The following is a 17606-nucleotide window of genomic DNA, read 5'->3' on the forward strand; positions in this document are numbered from 1 at the left end:
GACGGTCACGGCATGCGGAGGGTCGGGCGAAACCTCCGGGCCGACCGTGACGAAGGCGCAGGCGGCCCAGCGGGTCGATGAGCTTCTCCGGGAGGCGTTCACGCAGTTGCCGGCCGGCGCCTCGCTGAAGGTCGACTACCGGTCGGACGGTTCGGCCTGTGACGATCCGGCCGACAACGGCCCGGCCGGCCAGGTGTTCGCCGAGAGCCGGTCCTGGATAGTCCCGCCGGGCAACGGCAGCTGGCCGGCCGATCAGGCCGTCCCGGTGCTCGTGGCGTTCTGGCAGCGGAAGGGCTACAAACTGCACGCCGACCGCCGCTCGGACTCCCGGTATCCCACCTATGTCGTCGAGACCCCGGACAGCTACTACGTGAGCATCGACGGCTGGGACCGCACGGATCACCTGGACTACACGCTCAGCGGCAGCTCGCCCTGTGTGTGGGAGAACGGGACACCGGACCCGGAGTAGCCGCCGGGCGGTAAGGTCGGCGCGATGTTGCCGCGGACCGTACTGGACGTGCTCGCCGAGCTGGCTCCGGCCGCCGCCGAGCGCACCCTGGACGTGACCCGCGGCTCGCAGGCGCTGGTCTGGCTGGACACCGCCGAGAAGGCGCCCCGGCAGAAGGCGATCGAACGCCTCGCCGCCCTCGACGCGCTGCACCGGGAGGAGCGGATCCTGCACCGGGGCTGGGGTTTCCTGGCCGGCGGCACCGAGGTCGAGGGTAGGACCCGCAAGATCCGGCTGCCGCTGCTCAGTCAGCCGGTGCGCCTGGAGCGCTCCCTGCTGGCGTACAAGCTGGTCCCGGCCGGCGACGTCGAGGTGACCCCGCTGGTCGCCGACCAGGAGCTGGCCGCGGCCTTCGAAGCCGCGCCCGGCCTGGCCACGCCCGGGTGGCTGGAGGCGACCGGCAGCGGCGCGTGGCTGCGGTCGGTGGCCGATGCCACCGGCTTCCCGGTCGGCGCGACGGTCGGCCCGAAGCAGCGCATCCCGGCGGACGGCCTGGTCCTGGTCGCCGCCCCGGCGCTGTTCGTGGTCCGGGACGTCTTCGGCGCCGGGCTGGCCGACAGTCTCCGCAGCTGGGCCGGTCGTGAGCTGTCCGGGACGGCGCTGGCCGCGGTCTACGGCGAGGCCCGCGAGCCGGGTCCGGGCCGCGGCGCCGACCCGGTGCTGTCGCCGCTGCCGCTGACCACGGCGCAGACCCAGGTGGTGATCCGGGCCCGGTCGGAGCCGGTCGTGGTGGTGTCCGGCCCGCCGGGCAGCGGCAAGAGCCACACGGTGGTCGCGGCGGCGCTGGAGGTGGTCGATCGGGGCGGTTCGGTGCTGGTCGCGACCCAGTCCCCGCACGCCGCGGAGGTGCTCGCCGGGCTGCTGGCCCGCTATCCGGGTCCGCCGCCGGTGCTGTTCGGCGACGCGGGCGGCCGGGCCGGGCTCGAGGCCGAGCTCACCGCGGGCGCGGATCAGGGGGTCGAGGCTTCGCTGATCCGTTCCGGTCAGCAGCGGGTCCAGGCCGCTTTTGATCTGGTACGGACGAGACGCGCGACCGTCACCGAGGCACTGGAGGTGGAGCAGCGCGCGGCCGCCCTCCCCACCTGGCAGCCGCTCCTGCCGCAGCTGTCCGCGGAGGTCCCCGGCGCCTTCGACGAGGCCGTCGACCCGGGCGAGGTCCGGCGGCTGCTGTCGGTCGAGCCCGGCGACGGCTGGTGGTCGCGGCGCCGGGCCCGAGCCGCGCGGCGGAGCGCGTACCGGTTGCTGGGCGTTGCTGACGCCGTACCGGAAATGGTTTTGCTCGATGCTCTTGCCGCGGCGGACGCGCAGCGGTCGGCGGCCCGGCTGGCCGCGACCGGCGGCACCGACCTGGCCGCCGCCTGGACCGCCCTGCACCGCGCCGAGCAGGATCTTCGGGAGGCCGCCGGGCAGGCCATGCGGGACAGCGCCCGGAGCGCCGAGCGCTGGGACCGGGACGCCCGCCGGGCCGCCGGCGCCCTGGCCACGGCCCTGCGCGCGGGCCGCAACCGGCGCCGCGAGCTGCTCGCCCGGATGGCCGCCGCCCCGCTGGTCCGCGCGCTGCCGTTGTGGATCGGCACGGTCGCCGACGTCGAGGACCTGCTCCCGCCCGAGCCGGGCCTGTTCGACCTGGTGGTGATCGACGAGGCGTCGCACGTCGACCAGATCCGGGCCGCCCCGGTGCTGGCCCGGGCCCGGCGCGCGCTGATCGTCGGCGATCCGCGGCAGCTGCGGTTCGTGTCGTTCGTCAGCGACGTCGACGTCACCCAGGTCCTGGATCGGCACGGCGCCGACGAGCGCCTGGACGTGCGCCGGGTCAGCACCTACGACCTGGCCACCGGCGCCGCCCCGGTGACCTGGCTGGCCGAGCACCACCGCAGCGTGCCGCACCTGATCGACTTCCCGGCCCGGCGGTTCTACGACGGCCGGGTCGCGGTGCTGACCCGGACCCCGCTCGCCGACGAGACGGACGCCATCGACGTGCTCCACGTCCCGGGCGCGGCCCTGGTCAAGGGCGTCAACGAGGCCGAGGTGGCGGCCGCGCTCGAGACGGTCTCCGCCCTGGCCGCCGCCGGGCAGCGCGGGATCGGCGTGATCAGCCCGTTCCGCGCCCAGGCGGAGGCCCTGGAAGCGGCTCTGCTGCGGGCCTTCCCGGCCGAGCGGATCGAGGAGCTGCATCTGCGGGTCGGCACCGTCCACGCGTTCCAGGGCAGCGAGGCCGAGGTGGTCGTGGTGTCGCTGGCCCTGCTCGACGGGGACTCGCCGAGCCGTCGCCGCTTCGTCACCGACCCGCAGCTGTTCAACGTGATGACCACCCGGGCCCGCCGCCGCCTGATCGTCCTCACCTCGCTGACCGCCCCGACCGGCCTGATCGGCGACTATCTGCGGCATGCCGAGGGGCCGCGGGCGGTGGACCCGGGCGCCGAGCCGGAGGGCTGGGCCGCCGAGCTCGCCGCCGAGTTGAAGCTGCTCGACGTCCCGGTGCGGCCGGGTTACCCGGTCGGGCCGTGGACCCTCGACCTCTGCGTGGGCGCGGTCGGCGTCTTCTGCACGGTCCACCCGGACGGCCCGGCCGCGCACCTGGAACGGCAGAGTGCCCTGCACCGCGCGGGCTGGCGGCTGGTCGACGCGTTCCCCAGCCGCTGGCACGGCGACGTCCGCCGCGCGGCCCTGGAGCTGGCGGCGCTCGAAGCGTATCGTCGTCCGTAAATATTTTCGCCTACGCGGGGGACCGTGCGATGAGGCGTTTCACGGGTGCGATGCTGGCTGTCATCCTGCTGCTGGCCGGGTGCGGTAACGACGACACAGATGATCAGAAGCAGACCGACAAGGTCACCTACCTGACCGCCTTCGGCGCGGTCGGCCGGGACGCCTTCGCCTGGGTGGCCCAGGAGAAGGGCTACTTCCGGGACGCCGGGATCGACGTCACGATCCAGCTCGGCGCCGCGACCGGCGAGAACCTGAAGGTGCTGGCCGCCGGCCGGGCCCAGTTCGCCAACCTCGACCTGACCGGCACCTGGATCCTGGCCGGCAAGGGGCAGTATCGGGACGTCCGCGCGATCGCCGCGATCCACCAGCAGACCCTGGTGTCGATCGTGTCGCTGGAGGGCTACGGCGTCACCAAGCCCAAGGACCTGGAGGGCAAGCAGCTCGGCGCCGCGACCGGCTCGGTCAATCAACTGCTCTTCCCGGCGTACGCGAAGCTCGCCGGCGTCGACCCGGCCAAGGTGAAGTGGGTCAACGCGCCACCGGCCCAGCTGCCCGCGCTGCTGGCCAGCAACCGGGTCAACGCGCTGAGCACGTTCCTGATCGGCGCGAAGGGCCTGTCGAAGGCGGCCGGTGGGAAGCCGACCGTGGTGCTGCCCTACTCGCAGTACCTGCCGGAGCTGTTCGGCAACGGCATCATCGCGCCGCTCGCGATCACCCGGGATCAGCCGGACCTGGCCCGCCGGTTCCGGGACGCCGCGCTCAAGGGCCTGCAGTACTCCCTGGAGCACCCGGAGGAGGCCGCGCAGATCATGAAGAAGGCGCAGCCGGCCGCCGACGTGGCCGCCGCGGTCGGCGAGATCACCCTGATGGCGCCGTACGTGAAGCCGTCCGGCGTGATCGACCGGGACCGGGTCGCCGCCGAGATCGCCACCCTGGAGAAGAACGCGCTGATCCCACCGGGCCTGACCCCGGACTCGATCGTCGACTTCGCGCTGGCCCCGGCGAGCTGACCGGCATGGTGGCGGCGCGGTACTCCTTCGACAACGACGACCCGATCGCGGCGGGCCGGCACTGGCTGCTCGCCGAGGTGCTGGACCGGTTCACCGTCGAGCGGCTGTCCGAGCTCGGCGACCTCACCGGCGCGCGGTGCCTGGAGGTGGGCGCCGGCGGCGGCAGCATCGCGGGCTGGCTCGCCGACCGCGCCGGGCCGGCGGGGTCGGTGCTGGCCACCGACATCAACCCGCGCCACCTGCGCGGTGGCGGATACGCGGTGCTGCGGCACGACCTGAGCACCGAGCCGATCCCGGACCAGCCGTGGGACCTGATCCACGCCCGCCTGGTGCTGTCGCACCTGCCGGCCCGCGCCGACATCCTCGCCCGGCTGGCCGCGGCGCTCGCTCCGGGCGGGACGCTGCTGATCGAGGAGTGGGTGTCGGCCTACCGCGGCCTGGTGCTGGCCGCGCCGGACCCGGCGGCCGCCGCCCTGGTCGAGCGGTACCACGACATCCTGGTCGGGCAGGTGCTGCCGGGCAACGGCGGCGACCCGGCGTGGGGGAGTTCGGTGCACGGCGCGATGCTGGCCGCCGGGCTCATCGGGGTGAGCACCGAGATCCGCGCCTCGGCCTGGTCCGGCGGCCACGCCGGCGCGCTGCTCATCGCGGCGAACATCGAGCAGCTGCGGACGGAGTTCCTGGCCGCCGGGCTCAGCGCGGACGAGCTCGCCGAGCTGACCCGGCTGGCCAATGATCCGCGGCTGGTCATCCGCGGGCACTTCACCTACTCCACGGCCGGGCGCCGGTGAGCCGCTGGTGGCCGCCGGTGCTCGGCACGTTCGGGGCGGTCGCGCTCTGGTGGGGCGCGACCGCGGTGTTCGGCATCCGGCCGCTGTTCCTGCCGGCCCCGCCGGACATCGTCGCCGCGTTCCGCGCCCAGCCGGCGTACCTGCTGCGGGAGGCCGGCGCCACGCTGGCCGTGACCGTCGCCGGCTTCGCGCTGGCGGTGCTGGCCGGCCTGCTGGTGGCGGTGACCCTGACCGCCTCGCGCACGCTCGAACGGGCCACGCTGCCGGTGCTGGTGGCGCTCAACTCCGTACCGAAAGTGGCAGTTGCCCCTCTTCTTGTGGTGTGGCTGGGCTTCGGGAACCAGCCGAAGATCGTGCTGGTGCTGCTGATCTGCGTGTTCCCGATCGTGGTGGCGACCATGGCCGGGCTCACCTCGACCCCGGCCGAGCTGGCCGAACTGGGCCGGTCGCTGTCCGCGCCGGGCTGGCAGACGTACGTCAAGATCCGCCTGCCGTGGGCCCTGCCGCAGATGTTCACCGGCCTGAAGGTGGCCGTCTCGCTCGCGGTGATCGGCGCGGTGGTCGCGGAGATCAGCCAGCCGGGCGGCGGGCTCGGCGCGGTGATCGTGCTGTCCGGCATGTCGTTCGACACGCCGCTCGCCTTCGCCGCGATCGTGCTGCTGGCGCTGCTCAGCACCGTCCTGTTCTACCTGGTGGTGGCGCTGGAGCGGCTGCTGGTGCCGTGGGCCCGGGCGATCAGCGGATGATCCGGCTGGACCGGGTGTCGCGGTCGTTCGCCGCCCGCGACGGCGACGTGGTGGCCCTGCGGGACATCGACCTGGACATCGCCGAGGGCCAGTTCGTCGCGGTGATCGGCCGCTCCGGGTGCGGCAAGTCGACCCTGTTGCGCCTGATCGCCGGGCTGCTCGCGCCGACCGGCGGGGCGGTGACGATCGACGGGACCCCGGTCGGCCGGCCGCGCCGGGACGTGGCGCTGATGCATCAGCTGCCGGCGCTGCTGCCGTGGCGCACCGCGCTGGGCAACGTGCTGCTCCCGGCGGAGATCCACGGGTTGCCGCGCGCCGAGTACCGGGCGCGGGCCGTGGAGCTGCTGGACGCGGTCGGCCTCGCCGGGTTTCACCAGCGGCATCCGTACGAGCTCTCCGGCGGCATGCAGCAGCGGGTCGCCCTGTGCCGGGCCCTGATCCAGCGGCCCCGGGTGCTGCTGATGGACGAGCCGTTCTCGGCGTTGGACGCGCTGACCCGGGAGGAGCTGGCGACGCAGTTGCAGGAGATGCACCTGGCCGCGCCGGCCACCACGGTCTTCGTCACGCACTCGATCGCCGAGGCAGTGCTGCTCGCCGATCGGGTGGTGGTGCTCAGCGCCATGCCCGGCCGGATTCGGGCAGTGCTCGAGGTGAACATCCCGCGGCCACGGTCGTTCGGCCACAACGCGCACGTCGCCCAGGTCGCCGAGTGCGTCGCGGAGCTGCACGACCTGCTCCTCAGGGACTGACCCAGGCTCGTCCTGGGTTACAGTTGTTTCAGATATCGTTGATCCGGGGAGGCCGCGATGCCGCGTTCGAGCGTTTTGGGCGAGGCGACTCACATCGAGCCGACCTTGGATGATCGTGAGCGTGCGGCCGCGATCAGTCATGCGACGGCCGGGATCTCCCAGGCGACCCTTCGGTTGCCCGACGGGCAGGAGATTGCCCTGCCGGAGTCCTTGGTTGCCGTGCTGATCGCTTCTGCCGGGCAGCTATCGCAAGGCCACGGCGTCACCGTGCTTGCTACCGAGGTTCGTCTGACCCCGGCCGAAGCCGGGGAGTTGCTCGGGTTGTCCCGGCCGTTCGTGGCCAGGTTGCTGGACGCCGGAGAGATCCCGTCGGAGCGTCTGCCCGAGAGCAGGCATCGGGTAGTGCGTCTGGAGGATGTGCTGGAGTTCAAGGTGCGCCGAGAACGTCGGCGGGCGGGCCGTCGACTCGTCGCGGACGCGGTTCAATCCGCGGACCTTCCCTACTGACCGCAGCGGCGCTCCCGATGGCCGTTCTCGGTCATTCATGGACCTCATGCTGGCCCTGACCGAGAACAGCGTGCATGAGGTGCTTTTGGGCGCAGGCTTGCGGAGTGGGAACGGGTCATCGTTCGGGAGGAACGGCGATCCGCAGCCTCCGCCGCAGCGATCACGGCCGCGATCCGTGAGTATTTCGCCGACAGCGAGGTTCCTGAGCCCGCCTACGCTGACCTGGTCGAGCGGATGCCTGGCAAAGATCCTGACGACCGGGTCCACATGGCCGCCGCCATCGCCGGTCGCGCCGCAGCGATCGTGACCTGGAATCTCGCCGACTTCCCCGCTGACGAACTGGCATCCCATGGAGTGCGGGTCTGCACGCCGGACAACTACCCGTGCGGCTTGCTCGATGCTTGGCCGGACGAGGTCCTCGACTCCGTTGTCCGATTGGCCGGCGAGAAGCGCCATCCGCCGATGACCCCGCTCGACCTGACCAACCTGCTCGCCAAAGCCGGCGTACCGGCGCTCGCCCAGCGGCTACAGACCCTCTTGACCGAACGCGATCCCGATTGATCGACAGTGCGCGCCCAGCGCGATTCGAACCTGCGACCGTCGGAGTAGGAGACCTGTCGGGCGCTGTCGATCATCGTTGTTCACCGATCATCATCCTGACCAGGGAGGAAGCCCGTGGTGGCGGTGGTCGTCTCATTCAAGATCACGATGCCTCATTGCCAATGATGCCGATCATGGGTAACTAAGCGGGTAACGGCTCGCCTGACCAAGCTGGCCGAAGCGCCGCCCTCCCAGCCGCTGATGGGGTGATACGCCTACAGCGTGGAATGCTGTTTCCGTGACGACTGGTAAGTACCTTGGTCCGACACTGGTGACCGCAACCGTGGTTCCTGCCCGCGCGGCCTACTTGGTACGCCCAGACAGCTCATCAGGCTTCTTGAGGGCGGTTCAGGAGGCCAGCACCCGTTGGGGCGGTCTAACCGAGCCCATCTTGCCCGTAGACGATGACGGTTCACTTGCGAAGTGGTGGACAGAAGTCCTGGAACTATCTGACGTCCAGGCCCTTGTGAATGTGGACGTTTCACCAGAGAAAGCATCTAAGGTCGGCGCGACGTTTGGCCTTCCGATTGTGGACATCGCTCACATTGATGAGCGGGAGCCGACCAGCATGACTGGCCATCCAACGCACTTCGCGCCGGTGATGCATCCGGATCTTGGCCCGCTCTTTGTTGCGCCGCCGAGCGAGGGGCAACTATGGGCGGCCGCAGCGGTCGGAGCATTGACTCCTCAACATTACGACTCTCTGATCAAAATCGGTGGCTCCAACGTAGTTCAGATACCGCAGCCTGATCAGTTGGCGCGGGCACAACTCCGTGGTCAAACCCTGATAGGGCAGACAGCGAGCCAGTTTGCAGTGTCGCAGGCTGGGTCCAATTTCATCGGCGAACGTCCAATGGTAATTGTCCTCACCGATGGCAAGTCATTCACAGATTGCATTTACTTTTGGAATCTCCGAGCCCTGATTCCTTTAGGTCTTCTGGACTGGCCGATGGCCATCCTGCCGGCGGGTGATCTGCCAAATTGGCTGAATATCGATCAATTGGTCCAAGCAGCCTTTGCGCGGTCGGGGGCTTTTGCGCCTGACGTGCTATTTATTAGCTCTAGCCTCGCTGAGGCAGACGTTCATGAGGCTGCTGCTGTACTCGGACTCACCCGATCTGAGAGCGATAAGATCAAGGTCGGCCTGACCTTTCCAGCTCGGACAAGAGTGCCTCCATACACCTACAAAATGGGTGGTGATATTCGTTTCTTGTTTGCGGAAGATCGGCAGTATGGCGTGGGAGTAGACGCCGATGTCCATCTGTTCCGTGGACAACTAAGCCCGGTGACTTTTCGGAATCCAGTTTCGTTCGAATCTGAGATTGCGCACGGCTTGTTGAGGCTGAGTGGAGGGCCGCTTTCGCGCCTGCCACGACGAGCCTCAACTGCTCGACTTATTCGCGATGATGCCAGATGGGTACGCGACGGAGTGGAGATAAACGTCCAACTCCGAAAGGAATATCGTCTGACGCTCGGAATTCCTACGCTGGAAGAGGCGACGTATGCGGCGCTTGGCGACGTTGTGGGCGGCCAGGAGTTGTCGGATAAAGGCCGAATTGGAGAAGCTCTTAGGCGCGGCTTGGATTTGACGAAGCTTCTCCAGGCTGGCGTTTATGAAGCCATAATCTCGCTTACGACTCCTCGATCGAAGGAGCTTCTTCGTGAGCTAAAAAGGGCCGGGGGAGTAGAGGTTCCTGAGGGTCGTTTGATCGAAATCGCAGCCTCTTGGGGCGGGCGATCGGAGCGGCGCTATCGCACGGCCAGTCAGGTAGCGTCGGAGATCGGGGACTCGGGACAGCGGGCTTTGGAGTCGCTTTGCTCGATTGGATGGGCCGAGCGAGGGTTCGAAGTCAATTGCAGCCTATGCGGTGTTCGCTCTTTTGTGCCGTTGTTGGCGACTACGGACATGGCCAGATGCCCCGGGTGTGGCACTGAAAATACGTATACAGTCGCGTCGTCCGGAGACACTCTCGCAGTTCAGTATCGACTCAATGCTTTGGTCGATCGCGCGGCCGATCAAGGTGTGATTCCTCACCTCCTAGTGGAAGCCGCAATATGCGGCACCGCGGAAAGAGGATTTTTAATACCTGGCCTAAACGTTGTATTCAGAGATGGCGGGAAAAACGAAGTCGATGTCTTCGGCGTGCTGGATTCGCGGATGCTTTCCGGTGAAGTAAAAACTAAAGCTTCTGAATTCAATGACGGGCAGATTTCCCGTGACATAGAAGTCAGCCGACGGCTTGGCGTTGACCTCCATCTCATCGGATGTATCCAACCCATTCCGGATGCAACTCGCAGCGCTGTCGAAACTCTTTGCCTTGAGGCAGGACTTGAAATGATGGTCTGCGATGGCCCTATTCTGCGACCTGCCGCTCCTGTTTATGGTGGCGCAAGGCTTGTTTAAGCAGCGGGTTTCGGGTGCTGAATATAAGGCAGGCTTTAGCATCGCCACACTACTACTTAAGAAGAGAGACTATAAGACTTCCCGCTCCGCAGACAGCGGCGATTACAGTCGCCAGTAACATAATCTGCTTGTTTAGATCATCGTCCCTATGTGCGGTCCATATCCACCGTGCGGAATTGACAACTCCTCCAAGGAGGCGCTTGATTAATGATTCCGTATCGATAATCGGCCGCAGCGTCACGCCGCTGGAGGTTGCCCAAAACGTAGAATCCTGCCGCGAACGAGCCAAGCACGAAAAAGCTAAATACTGCACCTAGAAATGCGAGTCCGATTCGATCCTCCAGAACCGGACGTGTTTCGGTGTAGAGCCACCCAAGTCTTGCGACCTTGTCCAGTATTAGCAACGGAACGCTAAGGGCGATTGCAGGCCCAGCGGCAGCGCCGGCGTAGTCTCGCTTTTGCCCGCGCTTCTCCGCCCCTTTCAGTAATTCCGCAACGTTCCAATAAGACTCCGGCAGCTCATCGCCGGGTCCTTCGTATTTCAGCGAAACGAAGCGTCGTTTAGGACCAGGGACCTCAAGGCTGAAAAGCCGGTCGCCGCTCCTGGCCGAAAGCTCAAAGCTGTATATTCGCCCCTTGGGGGCAATTTCGATTAGCTCATCCAGCGATGAGGACTTGGTGAATACAGTCTTCCGTGACCAGGTGCTCTGTGGCGAATAAGCACCTATTTGCCAAGTAACCTCATCTGCGTCCAGCTCGCTGCTAATCTTTCGCAGGTCGTCTGTCAAAAGTCGCACCGCTCGAAATCGAGCGGAAGCAGATGTGCGCTTCTCGATTGTCACCGAGCCAGTCTATACAAGGCGACCGTAGTGCCTCCACATCGGAGCGCTGGCAAAATCGGGGATTGGTGCTCTCATTCCAAAGTCTCAAATATCCACTATTCAGTGGATTGGCGCGTGGCCATTCTTCCGCGTGCGCATCGCCTAGTCGGCTATCGGCACCAGTCATGAGTGGCTGCCTCTCGTCTCAAGGGCACCTTGGGGGCATGACCCCTCAGAGCCGGGCAAGAGGACCGCCGCGTGATAGCACCCGCCAATCTGCCACGGTTTGGGAGTCGGCGTGAAGGCATAGATTGAGAACCTTCGACTCTTGACTGTGGGTAATTGGGCGGTCACGATGGCTGAGCGCGCAACACTTCGCAACCTTCGAGGCAGGGAGTTGGCCGTGCGCCTAACCTTTGTAGCCAAGGACCCGAACTCCAACCCGACGAACTCGCCGACCCTCTACCGGACTGACCGGGGTAGCTGGTTGGTGCAGGGCTTCGTTGTGACTGATCCTGACGCGCTGGCGGAGATGGACATTCCGGAGGGAGAGTCTGTGGTCGAGATCCCGGACAGGATGATCCAGTTCTTCACCGAGGAGGGCCGTGGCGTCGCTGGATGAGGCGGAGTTCGATCGCCTGCTCCGTACCTTCGAGAGGTCGTCAGACCACCTGGAGACGCGTGACGCCTACGGAACCGAAGTTGAGATTCCGTACATGGCCAAGTGGGCGGCTCAGGAACCTGACGATCTGAGCTGGCTTGATGACTGGTGTTCCACTCTGCGGAGCCATGTGGCCGCGGGCAAGAGCGTCCGTCGGGCGCGGGTGGTCTCTGAGCCGCTGAGCGACTACCAACTATGGAGTTTCAGCATTGCCGGCCCGATGGTCGACGCCGGCGAAGACATCCGGTGGACTCCCCGTTCGCAGGTGTCGTCGCTAGCTCTGCCGGGAAACGACTTCTACCTGTTCGACGACCGGCTCGTGGTCTTCCTGCTCTACACCGGGAACGGACTGAACGCCGGTATGGAGACCTCGACCGACCCCGCGGACGTCAACCTATGCCGATCCGCGTTCGACGCGGTGTGGAAGCTCGCGATCCCGCATCGTGACTACGAACCCAAGTAGCTCCGCCAAGCAGGCGCAACAGGCGCTCGGCGCCCGACTCCGTGAGATCCGCAGAGATGCCGGACTCTCGGGGCGGGCGCTGGCTGCTGCAACCGGTCAGCACTACACCAGGGTGAGCAAGCTGGAGAACGGCGTCCAGCAGCCGACTTCCGATGACATTCGTGACTGGTGCCGGGCCTGCGGCGCTGACGCTCAGGCACCAGATCTTCTCGCAACGCTGCGGGCGGTCGAGTCGGCCTACATGGAGTACCGCCGCCAAGCGCGCGCTGGGATGAAGCGCTTGCTGGGCGTCCGTGCCCCGACCCTGTACGAACAGACTCGCCTGTTCCGCATCTATGAGCACAACGTGATCCCTGGCCTCTTCCAGACGCCCGACTACTGCGCGGCCATGCTGTCGTTCTGGAGCCGCTTTCTGGACGTCCCCAATGATCTGGAAGAAGCTGTCGCTGTCCGGATGGAGCGCCAGAAGGTCCTCTACCAGCGAGGTAAGCGGTTCGCCGTAATCCTGGAAGAGCAAGCACTGCGAACCTGGTTCGGGGATGCCGAGACTCAGGCCAACCAACTCGACAGGCTGTTGACCGTCATGTCACTTCCCAGTGTGGCTTTGGGAGTGATTCCGCTGATGGTTGAACGCGGAGCCGTGCCGTCGGCAGGGTTCTGGATCTTTGACGACCAGTTGGTCGGTTTGGAGATTCCCACCGCCAGCGTCGAGGTTACCCAGCCAAGCGAGATTGAGCTGTATGGGCGGATGTTCGAGAACCTGCATCAGGTTGCTTTGTACGGGAAGCCGGCGAGGGATCTCATCACCCGTGTGGCGGGCGAGTTGAGCTGACGCAACTATTCGCAACATCATGGACCCGGGAGATCTCCCTCACCTAGCGTCAATCCCTGTTGCCAATGACGGGTGTGACCCATGGTGCTGATAGTCGCAGTTGTCTCGCTGGCCGTCGGGTTCGTCAGCGGTGTCCTCAGCCTGAAGGCCAAGAACCGCTGGTGTCCCGGTTGCGGGACGAGCCTTGCCTGCCTCGCCTGCGAGGAGGTGAAGAGTGGAGCACCGCGTCCCGACCACGAGGCGTGAGGTCATGTCGAGCGTCATCCTCAAGGTGAGCGTCATGGGTGGCTATTCGGTTGAGCCGGAGGGCGACTACATCGGCTGGATCCATGCCAGCGTCGGCGATCGATGGAGCCCCTACGTGAGGCGTCCCGGCACCAGCGGCGACCTACTCGGCCGGTTCACTCAAGAGGAGGCTGTGAAGGTGATTGTGACCGCCTGGGACGCGGGCGCGGCGCTGCCGAACGGATGCCGGGCATGACGGAGAAGCGTGAGTATCCGCCAGCTGTTCTCGTGCATGCCGAGTCGTGTCCCGACGTGGCGACTCTGCGACGACGCCGGGTGACCCTGATCCCGATGATCACGCCTGTCATAGCCCAGACCTACCCGAACGGCCGGATGCACAACTGCTTTCACTTCTCGTTGCAGAGTCAAGGTGTGGTCGAGACGGTCCAGTACCCGCCGCATTCGTACGAGGAGTCGACGGTGATGTACGACGACGCTGCCATTCCGTTGTGCACGGTGTGTATGGGTACGCATGGAGTCCTGGACCGTCTGATCCTGCCCCCGGGTGTGCGTAGCTGACGGGTATCGGAGCGGGCGGGTAGCAGGGGCCTGATCTTCAACTCTCCGCACCACCTGAACGAGCCGGAGGGCGCGGATCAGAGCAACCCCGCCAAGCGTCACCCACGCCTTTCATGGGCGGCGGGCTTCCTCTGGCAGTTCCGCACACCTCGCGCATCGGACTAGCGGTTCAGCTTTTTGTAGATCGGGGCGAGCTGCTTGTGCAGGCTGGTGTAGATCTCGTAAATATCGTCATAGGTCGCCCGATCCGCCCCCGGCACAAAGCGATCATCATTTCGTGCTAAATCCGAAATGTCAGAAAAGCCGATCAGCCCCGCGCCGACCGCCCCGATCCACCCCGCACCCCGCGCGTTCACCACCACCGGATTCGCGTCCCGCCGGATCTCCATCCCCAGCACATCCGCGAAGATCTGGCACCACGAGTTCGACCGGGCCGCCCCACCCGTGATCACCATCGACGACACCGGCGCCCCGAGGAACTTGTTCACGGCGCCGGCCATCCACCGGGTGTTGAGCGCGACCCCTTCGAACACCGCCCGCAGCAGATCCGACCGCGACGTCTCCAGCGAGATGTTCAGGAACCCGGCCCGCAGATGCGGATCGTCGACCGGCGCCCGCTCCCCGTAGAGCCACGGCATGTAGAGCACCCCGTCCGCCCCCGCCGGAACGGTCGGAATGATTTTGTCGAACGCGTCGAAAATGGTGCCCTCGTCGCGACTGATATGACCCGCGGAGAGCAGCGGATCGTCGTACTCCACAATTTTGTCCCGCAGCCAGGTCAGATTCGCCCCGGCGGTCGCCTGCAACGCGGTCATCAGATACCGGTCCGGCAGCGCGCACGGGATCGACGCGATGCCGCTGCCCACGTCGGTCTTCTTGGCCGGCACGTGCGCCGCGATCCACGACGACGTCCCGAGATACAGATGCGGCTCGTTGTCCCGGATCGTGCCGGCCCCGATCGCCGCCGCGGTGTTGTCGATCGCTCCCGCCACCACCTGCACGGACGTGGGTAGGCCGAGGTGATCGGCAGCGCTGGGGGCGAGCGTGCCGATCACCTCGGTGCATTTCACGATCGGCGGGAACTTGTCCGCGTCGATCCCGCTGGCCGCGACCAGCGACGGCGCGTACCGAATATCCGTCGCTTTTCGATTGTCGGTGACCCACGAGGTGAGAATGGAGTCCACGGTCGCGACCGTGCGCCCGGTCAGCTTCAGGTTGATCCAGTCGAGGACATTCAGGAACGTCTTGGTCCTGGCGTAGACCGAAGGCATCTCGTCGCGCACCAGAAGCATGTGCGCCGCCGGATCTTTTCCGGTCATCGACGGCATCCCGCCGGTCAGCCGGAGCCACCGGGCGATTTTGAGGACCGAGATTCCGCCGTACGACGGAAACCCGCCGAACTGCTTCCGCAGATGCCCCGCCCCGCGCATGTCGAGCCAGCTGATGCACTGCGTCAACGGCTCCCCGCGCGCGTCCACCGCGATCGTCCCCTCGCCCTGGGTGGACGAGCAGACGGTGGTGACCGCGCGCACGTGCTCGGGGAAGTCCCGCCCGAGGTCGGCGACGACCTCGGCCAGGGCGTCCCACCAGGCGACCGGGTCCTGTTCGGCGCCGCCGCCGGGCAGCACGGTCAGCGGCACCGGCCGTTCGGCCCAGCCGGTGACCGTCCCGTCCGCGGCGACCAGGGCGGCCTTCATCCCGGAGGTGCCCAGGTCGATCGCGAGGATCTGCGGAGCGACCGGCATCTAGACTCCTTCGACCAGCGCGAAGACCTGGTCGAAACGCGCGAGGGCGTCGTCGATGACCTCGTCGGTGTCGGCCATCGAGGTGTACATCCGGGACCCGGCGAGCGTGATGATGCCGTGTGCCGCGTACGCCGCGCCCATCTGCTCCATCAGCGTCTTGCGCGCCTTGTTCTCCTTGAGCAGCTTGATCGGGTCGCGCATGCTGAGCAGCATCACGCCGCTGCACTCCAGGTGCACGATCGACCCCTGGTTGTACGCGACGTACGGCAGCCCGTACTTGTCGATCAGCTTCTGCAGTCCGCGGGTCAGCCGGTCCCCGGCCCGTCCGGCGATCACCGGCGCGTTGGTCCGGGCCATCTCCTGGATCGCGAAGTACCCGGCCGCGCAGGACAGCGGGTTCGCCGAGAGCGTGCCGCCGACCTGGATGTGCGCGCCGCTCTTGCCGTCCAGTCCGGAGCCGAACACGCTCATCACGCCGGCCTTGCCGCCGACCCCGCCGGCCATCGGGTAGCCGCCGGAGACCGCCTTGCCGAAGACGGTCAGGTCCGGGGTGACGCCGAAGTAGCCGGCCGCGCCGCCCAGCCCGGTCCGGAATCCGGTCACCACCTCGTCGAAGACCAGCAGCGCGCCGAACTCGTCGCAGAGCTTGCGGACGGCCGCGTTGTAGTCCTTGGGCACCGGCCGGGTCCCGGACTCCGGGCCGAACGGCTCGACCACGACCGCCGCGGTGCCGCCGCGCAGCCGGTTCTCGATCAGCTTGCGCTTGAGCGTGCCGAGGTCGTGCGGGAACGTCTCGCGAGTCCGGCCGGTGGCGCCCCACGGGATGCCCTTGGCGTTCATCCGGAACGTGCCGGGCACCCGGAGGCCGTACACCATGGTGTCGGACCAGCCGTGATAGGCGCCGCCGACCTTGATCACCATCTTCTTGCCGGTGTGCGCGCGGGCGGCGCGGACCGCGGCCATCACGGCCTCGGTGCCGGAGCCCAGCGACCGGTACATCTCGATGTGCGGCATGTGCTGGTTGATGATCTCGGCGAGCTTCAGCTCGTACTCGTGGAACAGGCCGGTGACCGGGCCGCTCTCCTTGATCACCGCGGCGACCTGCTCGTTCACCGGGCCGTAGTTGCTGCCCAGGATCGTCGGCCCGCCGGCCTGCAGGAAGTCGATGTAGACGTTGCCGTCCCGGTCGGTCAGGTGCGCGCCCTCGGCCTTGTCGATCGCCAGCGGGAACGGGTAGTTGAACGCCAGGTTGTGCTGGACCCCGCCGGGGATCAGCTTCTTGGCCCGCTCGGTGATCTCCTTGCTGGCCACGCACTTGGTCTCGAAGTAGTTCAGGGTGTCCAGCAGCGCGTCGTGCCGCAGCCCGCGCACCGGCTGGGCGACAAGTGCCTTGAGTCGCCGCATGGTGTCCGGCACGTCGAGGTACTCGCTGATCATGTAGCCGAGCTCGGACTTTTCCGAAACCTCCGAGATGTCCGCAACAGCGACCGACGGCAACTCTTCCTCGTCCGGCACCCGCACCGGCTCGACCGCGTCCACGATCTGCGAGGCGATCCGCTTCTGGTCCTTCTTCAGCTTGCTGAACGCGATCTCCCGGATCGTCGCCGGGATCGTGTAGACCTTCCCGGCCTCCGAGGTCAGCGCCATCAGATAGGCGATCGACACCTTCTCCAGCAGCGCCATGTTGAACACCGCGCGGGACGGATCGGTCCCGACCGCGATCACCCCGTGGTTGGCGATGATGAACGCGTTGTCCCCGCTCACCACCTTCTTCTGCGCGTTCTTGGCCAGGAACGTCGTCCCGGACGGCGCGTAGTCGATGATCGCCACCTCTTTGCCGAGGAAGCGCACCTGCTCGTCGGTCAGCGCCGGGATCGGCTTGCGCAGAAAGGCCAGGGCCGAGGCGTACGGCTGGTGGGTGTGCACGATCGCATTCACATCCGGCCGCTCGCGGTAGATGTTCGCGTGCATCCCGCACTCGATCGACGGCACCAGCCCGCCCGCGCCACCCGGATCCGGCACGTGTTTGCCCTGGAAGTCGACGATGCAGACGTCGTCGACGCGCATCTTGTCGTAGTCGTAGTTGCTCGGCGTCACGGCGTAGAGCTCGTGACCCGGGATCCGGACCGAGACGTTGCCCTCGGTCGCCTTCAGGTAGCCGCGATCGAGCATCGTCCGGCACATGTCGACCACGTGCTGGCGGGACATCCGGTGTTTCACGAGCGCTTCCGATCCTTGGACGACAGGTGTGACCGGCAC

16 protein-coding genes and 1 pseudogene are annotated in these 17606 nt (G+C 66.8%); 14 read left to right on the forward strand and 3 right to left on the reverse strand.

Annotated features, from left to right (window positions below):
* Window positions 1–46 precede the first annotated feature (46 nt).
* The 9 genes and pseudogenes from L3i22_RS11200 (at window position 47) to L3i22_RS11240 (ending at window position 10021) form a co-directional block, all read left to right on the forward strand.
* On the forward strand, window positions 47–469 hold the full coding sequence (locus L3i22_RS11200; RefSeq protein WP_221326896.1) for an LppA family lipoprotein: 423 nt from the start codon (window positions 47–49) through the stop codon (window positions 467–469).
* Window positions 470–493: 24 nt separating this feature from the next.
* Entirely contained in the window at window positions 494–3214 is a 2721-nt protein-coding gene (locus tag L3i22_RS11205; RefSeq protein ID WP_221326897.1) for a DEAD/DEAH box helicase, read from the forward strand.
* Between the two features lie 29 nt (window positions 3215–3243).
* Window positions 3244–4224 (forward strand): ABC transporter substrate-binding protein, encoded by a 981-nt coding sequence (locus L3i22_RS11210; protein ID WP_221326898.1) that lies wholly within the window; start codon window positions 3244–3246, stop codon window positions 4222–4224.
* A gap of 5 nt (window positions 4225–4229) precedes the next feature.
* Complete coding sequence (locus tag L3i22_RS11215; protein ID WP_255658118.1) at window positions 4230–5015, forward strand: class I SAM-dependent methyltransferase; 786 nt, start codon at window positions 4230–4232, stop codon at window positions 5013–5015.
* On the forward strand, window positions 5012–5761 hold the full coding sequence (locus tag L3i22_RS11220; RefSeq protein ID WP_221326899.1) for an ABC transporter permease: 750 nt from the start codon (window positions 5012–5014) through the stop codon (window positions 5759–5761). The genes L3i22_RS11215 and L3i22_RS11220 overlap by 4 nt, the downstream gene beginning before the upstream one ends.
* Window positions 5758–6510: an ABC transporter ATP-binding protein gene (locus tag L3i22_RS11225; protein ID WP_221326900.1), complete on the forward strand. Its 753-nt coding sequence runs from the start codon at window positions 5758–5760 to the stop codon at window positions 6508–6510. The genes L3i22_RS11220 and L3i22_RS11225 overlap by 4 nt, the downstream gene beginning before the upstream one ends.
* Window positions 6511–6567: 57 nt before the next feature.
* Window positions 6568–7017: a helix-turn-helix domain-containing protein gene (locus L3i22_RS11230; RefSeq protein ID WP_221326901.1), complete on the forward strand. Its 450-nt coding sequence runs from the start codon at window positions 6568–6570 to the stop codon at window positions 7015–7017.
* A gap of 108 nt (window positions 7018–7125) precedes the next feature.
* Window positions 7126–7578, forward strand: a pseudogene (locus tag L3i22_RS11235) (PIN domain-containing protein); the annotation flags it as partial.
* A 277-nt stretch (window positions 7579–7855) separates the two neighbouring features.
* Complete coding sequence (locus L3i22_RS11240; RefSeq protein ID WP_221326902.1) at window positions 7856–10021, forward strand: hypothetical protein; 2166 nt, start codon at window positions 7856–7858, stop codon at window positions 10019–10021.
* 146 nt (window positions 10022–10167) lie between these two features.
* Here L3i22_RS11240 and L3i22_RS11245 read toward each other — a convergent pair whose 3' ends face one another.
* Window positions 10168–10863: a hypothetical protein gene (locus L3i22_RS11245; protein WP_221326903.1), complete on the reverse strand. Its 696-nt coding sequence runs from the start codon at window positions 10861–10863 to the stop codon at window positions 10168–10170.
* Window positions 10864–11245: 382 nt separating this feature from the next.
* On the opposite strand from L3i22_RS11245, the gene L3i22_RS11250 reads away from it, so the two are divergent.
* From L3i22_RS11250 to L3i22_RS11270, 5 genes are all read left to right on the forward strand, one after another.
* Window positions 11246–11464 (forward strand): hypothetical protein, encoded by a 219-nt coding sequence (locus L3i22_RS11250; RefSeq protein WP_052164059.1) that lies wholly within the window; start codon window positions 11246–11248, stop codon window positions 11462–11464.
* A complete protein-coding gene (locus L3i22_RS11255) occupies window positions 11448–11966 on the forward strand; it encodes a DUF6879 family protein (RefSeq protein ID WP_221326904.1) in 519 nt (172 codons plus the stop codon). The genes L3i22_RS11250 and L3i22_RS11255 overlap by 17 nt, the downstream gene beginning before the upstream one ends.
* Window positions 11947–12798, forward strand: coding sequence for a helix-turn-helix transcriptional regulator (locus L3i22_RS11260; protein ID WP_221326905.1), 852 nt, complete (start codon window positions 11947–11949; stop codon window positions 12796–12798). The genes L3i22_RS11255 and L3i22_RS11260 overlap by 20 nt, the downstream gene beginning before the upstream one ends.
* A 250-nt stretch (window positions 12799–13048) precedes the next feature.
* Window positions 13049–13279, forward strand: coding sequence for a hypothetical protein (locus tag L3i22_RS11265; protein ID WP_221326906.1), 231 nt, complete (start codon window positions 13049–13051; stop codon window positions 13277–13279).
* Entirely contained in the window at window positions 13276–13602 is a 327-nt protein-coding gene (locus L3i22_RS11270) for a hypothetical protein (protein WP_221326907.1), read from the forward strand. Before L3i22_RS11265 ends, L3i22_RS11270 begins: the two co-directional genes overlap by 4 nt.
* 161 nt (window positions 13603–13763) lie before the next feature.
* Here the strand turns inward: L3i22_RS11270 and L3i22_RS11275 are convergent, their stop codons facing one another.
* Both L3i22_RS11275 and L3i22_RS11280 read right to left on the reverse strand, forming a co-directional pair.
* Window positions 13764–15347, reverse strand: coding sequence for an FGGY-family carbohydrate kinase (locus L3i22_RS11275; RefSeq protein ID WP_221326908.1), 1584 nt, complete (start codon window positions 15345–15347; stop codon window positions 13764–13766).
* Window positions 15348–17567, reverse strand: coding sequence for an aminotransferase class III-fold pyridoxal phosphate-dependent enzyme (locus L3i22_RS11280; protein WP_221326909.1), 2220 nt, complete (start codon window positions 17565–17567; stop codon window positions 15348–15350).
* Between the last annotated feature and the right edge of the window lie 39 nt (window positions 17568–17606).

It is taken from the genome of Actinoplanes sp. L3-i22 (genome assembly GCF_019704555.1).
Classification (GTDB): domain Bacteria; phylum Actinomycetota; class Actinomycetes; order Mycobacteriales; family Micromonosporaceae; genus Actinoplanes.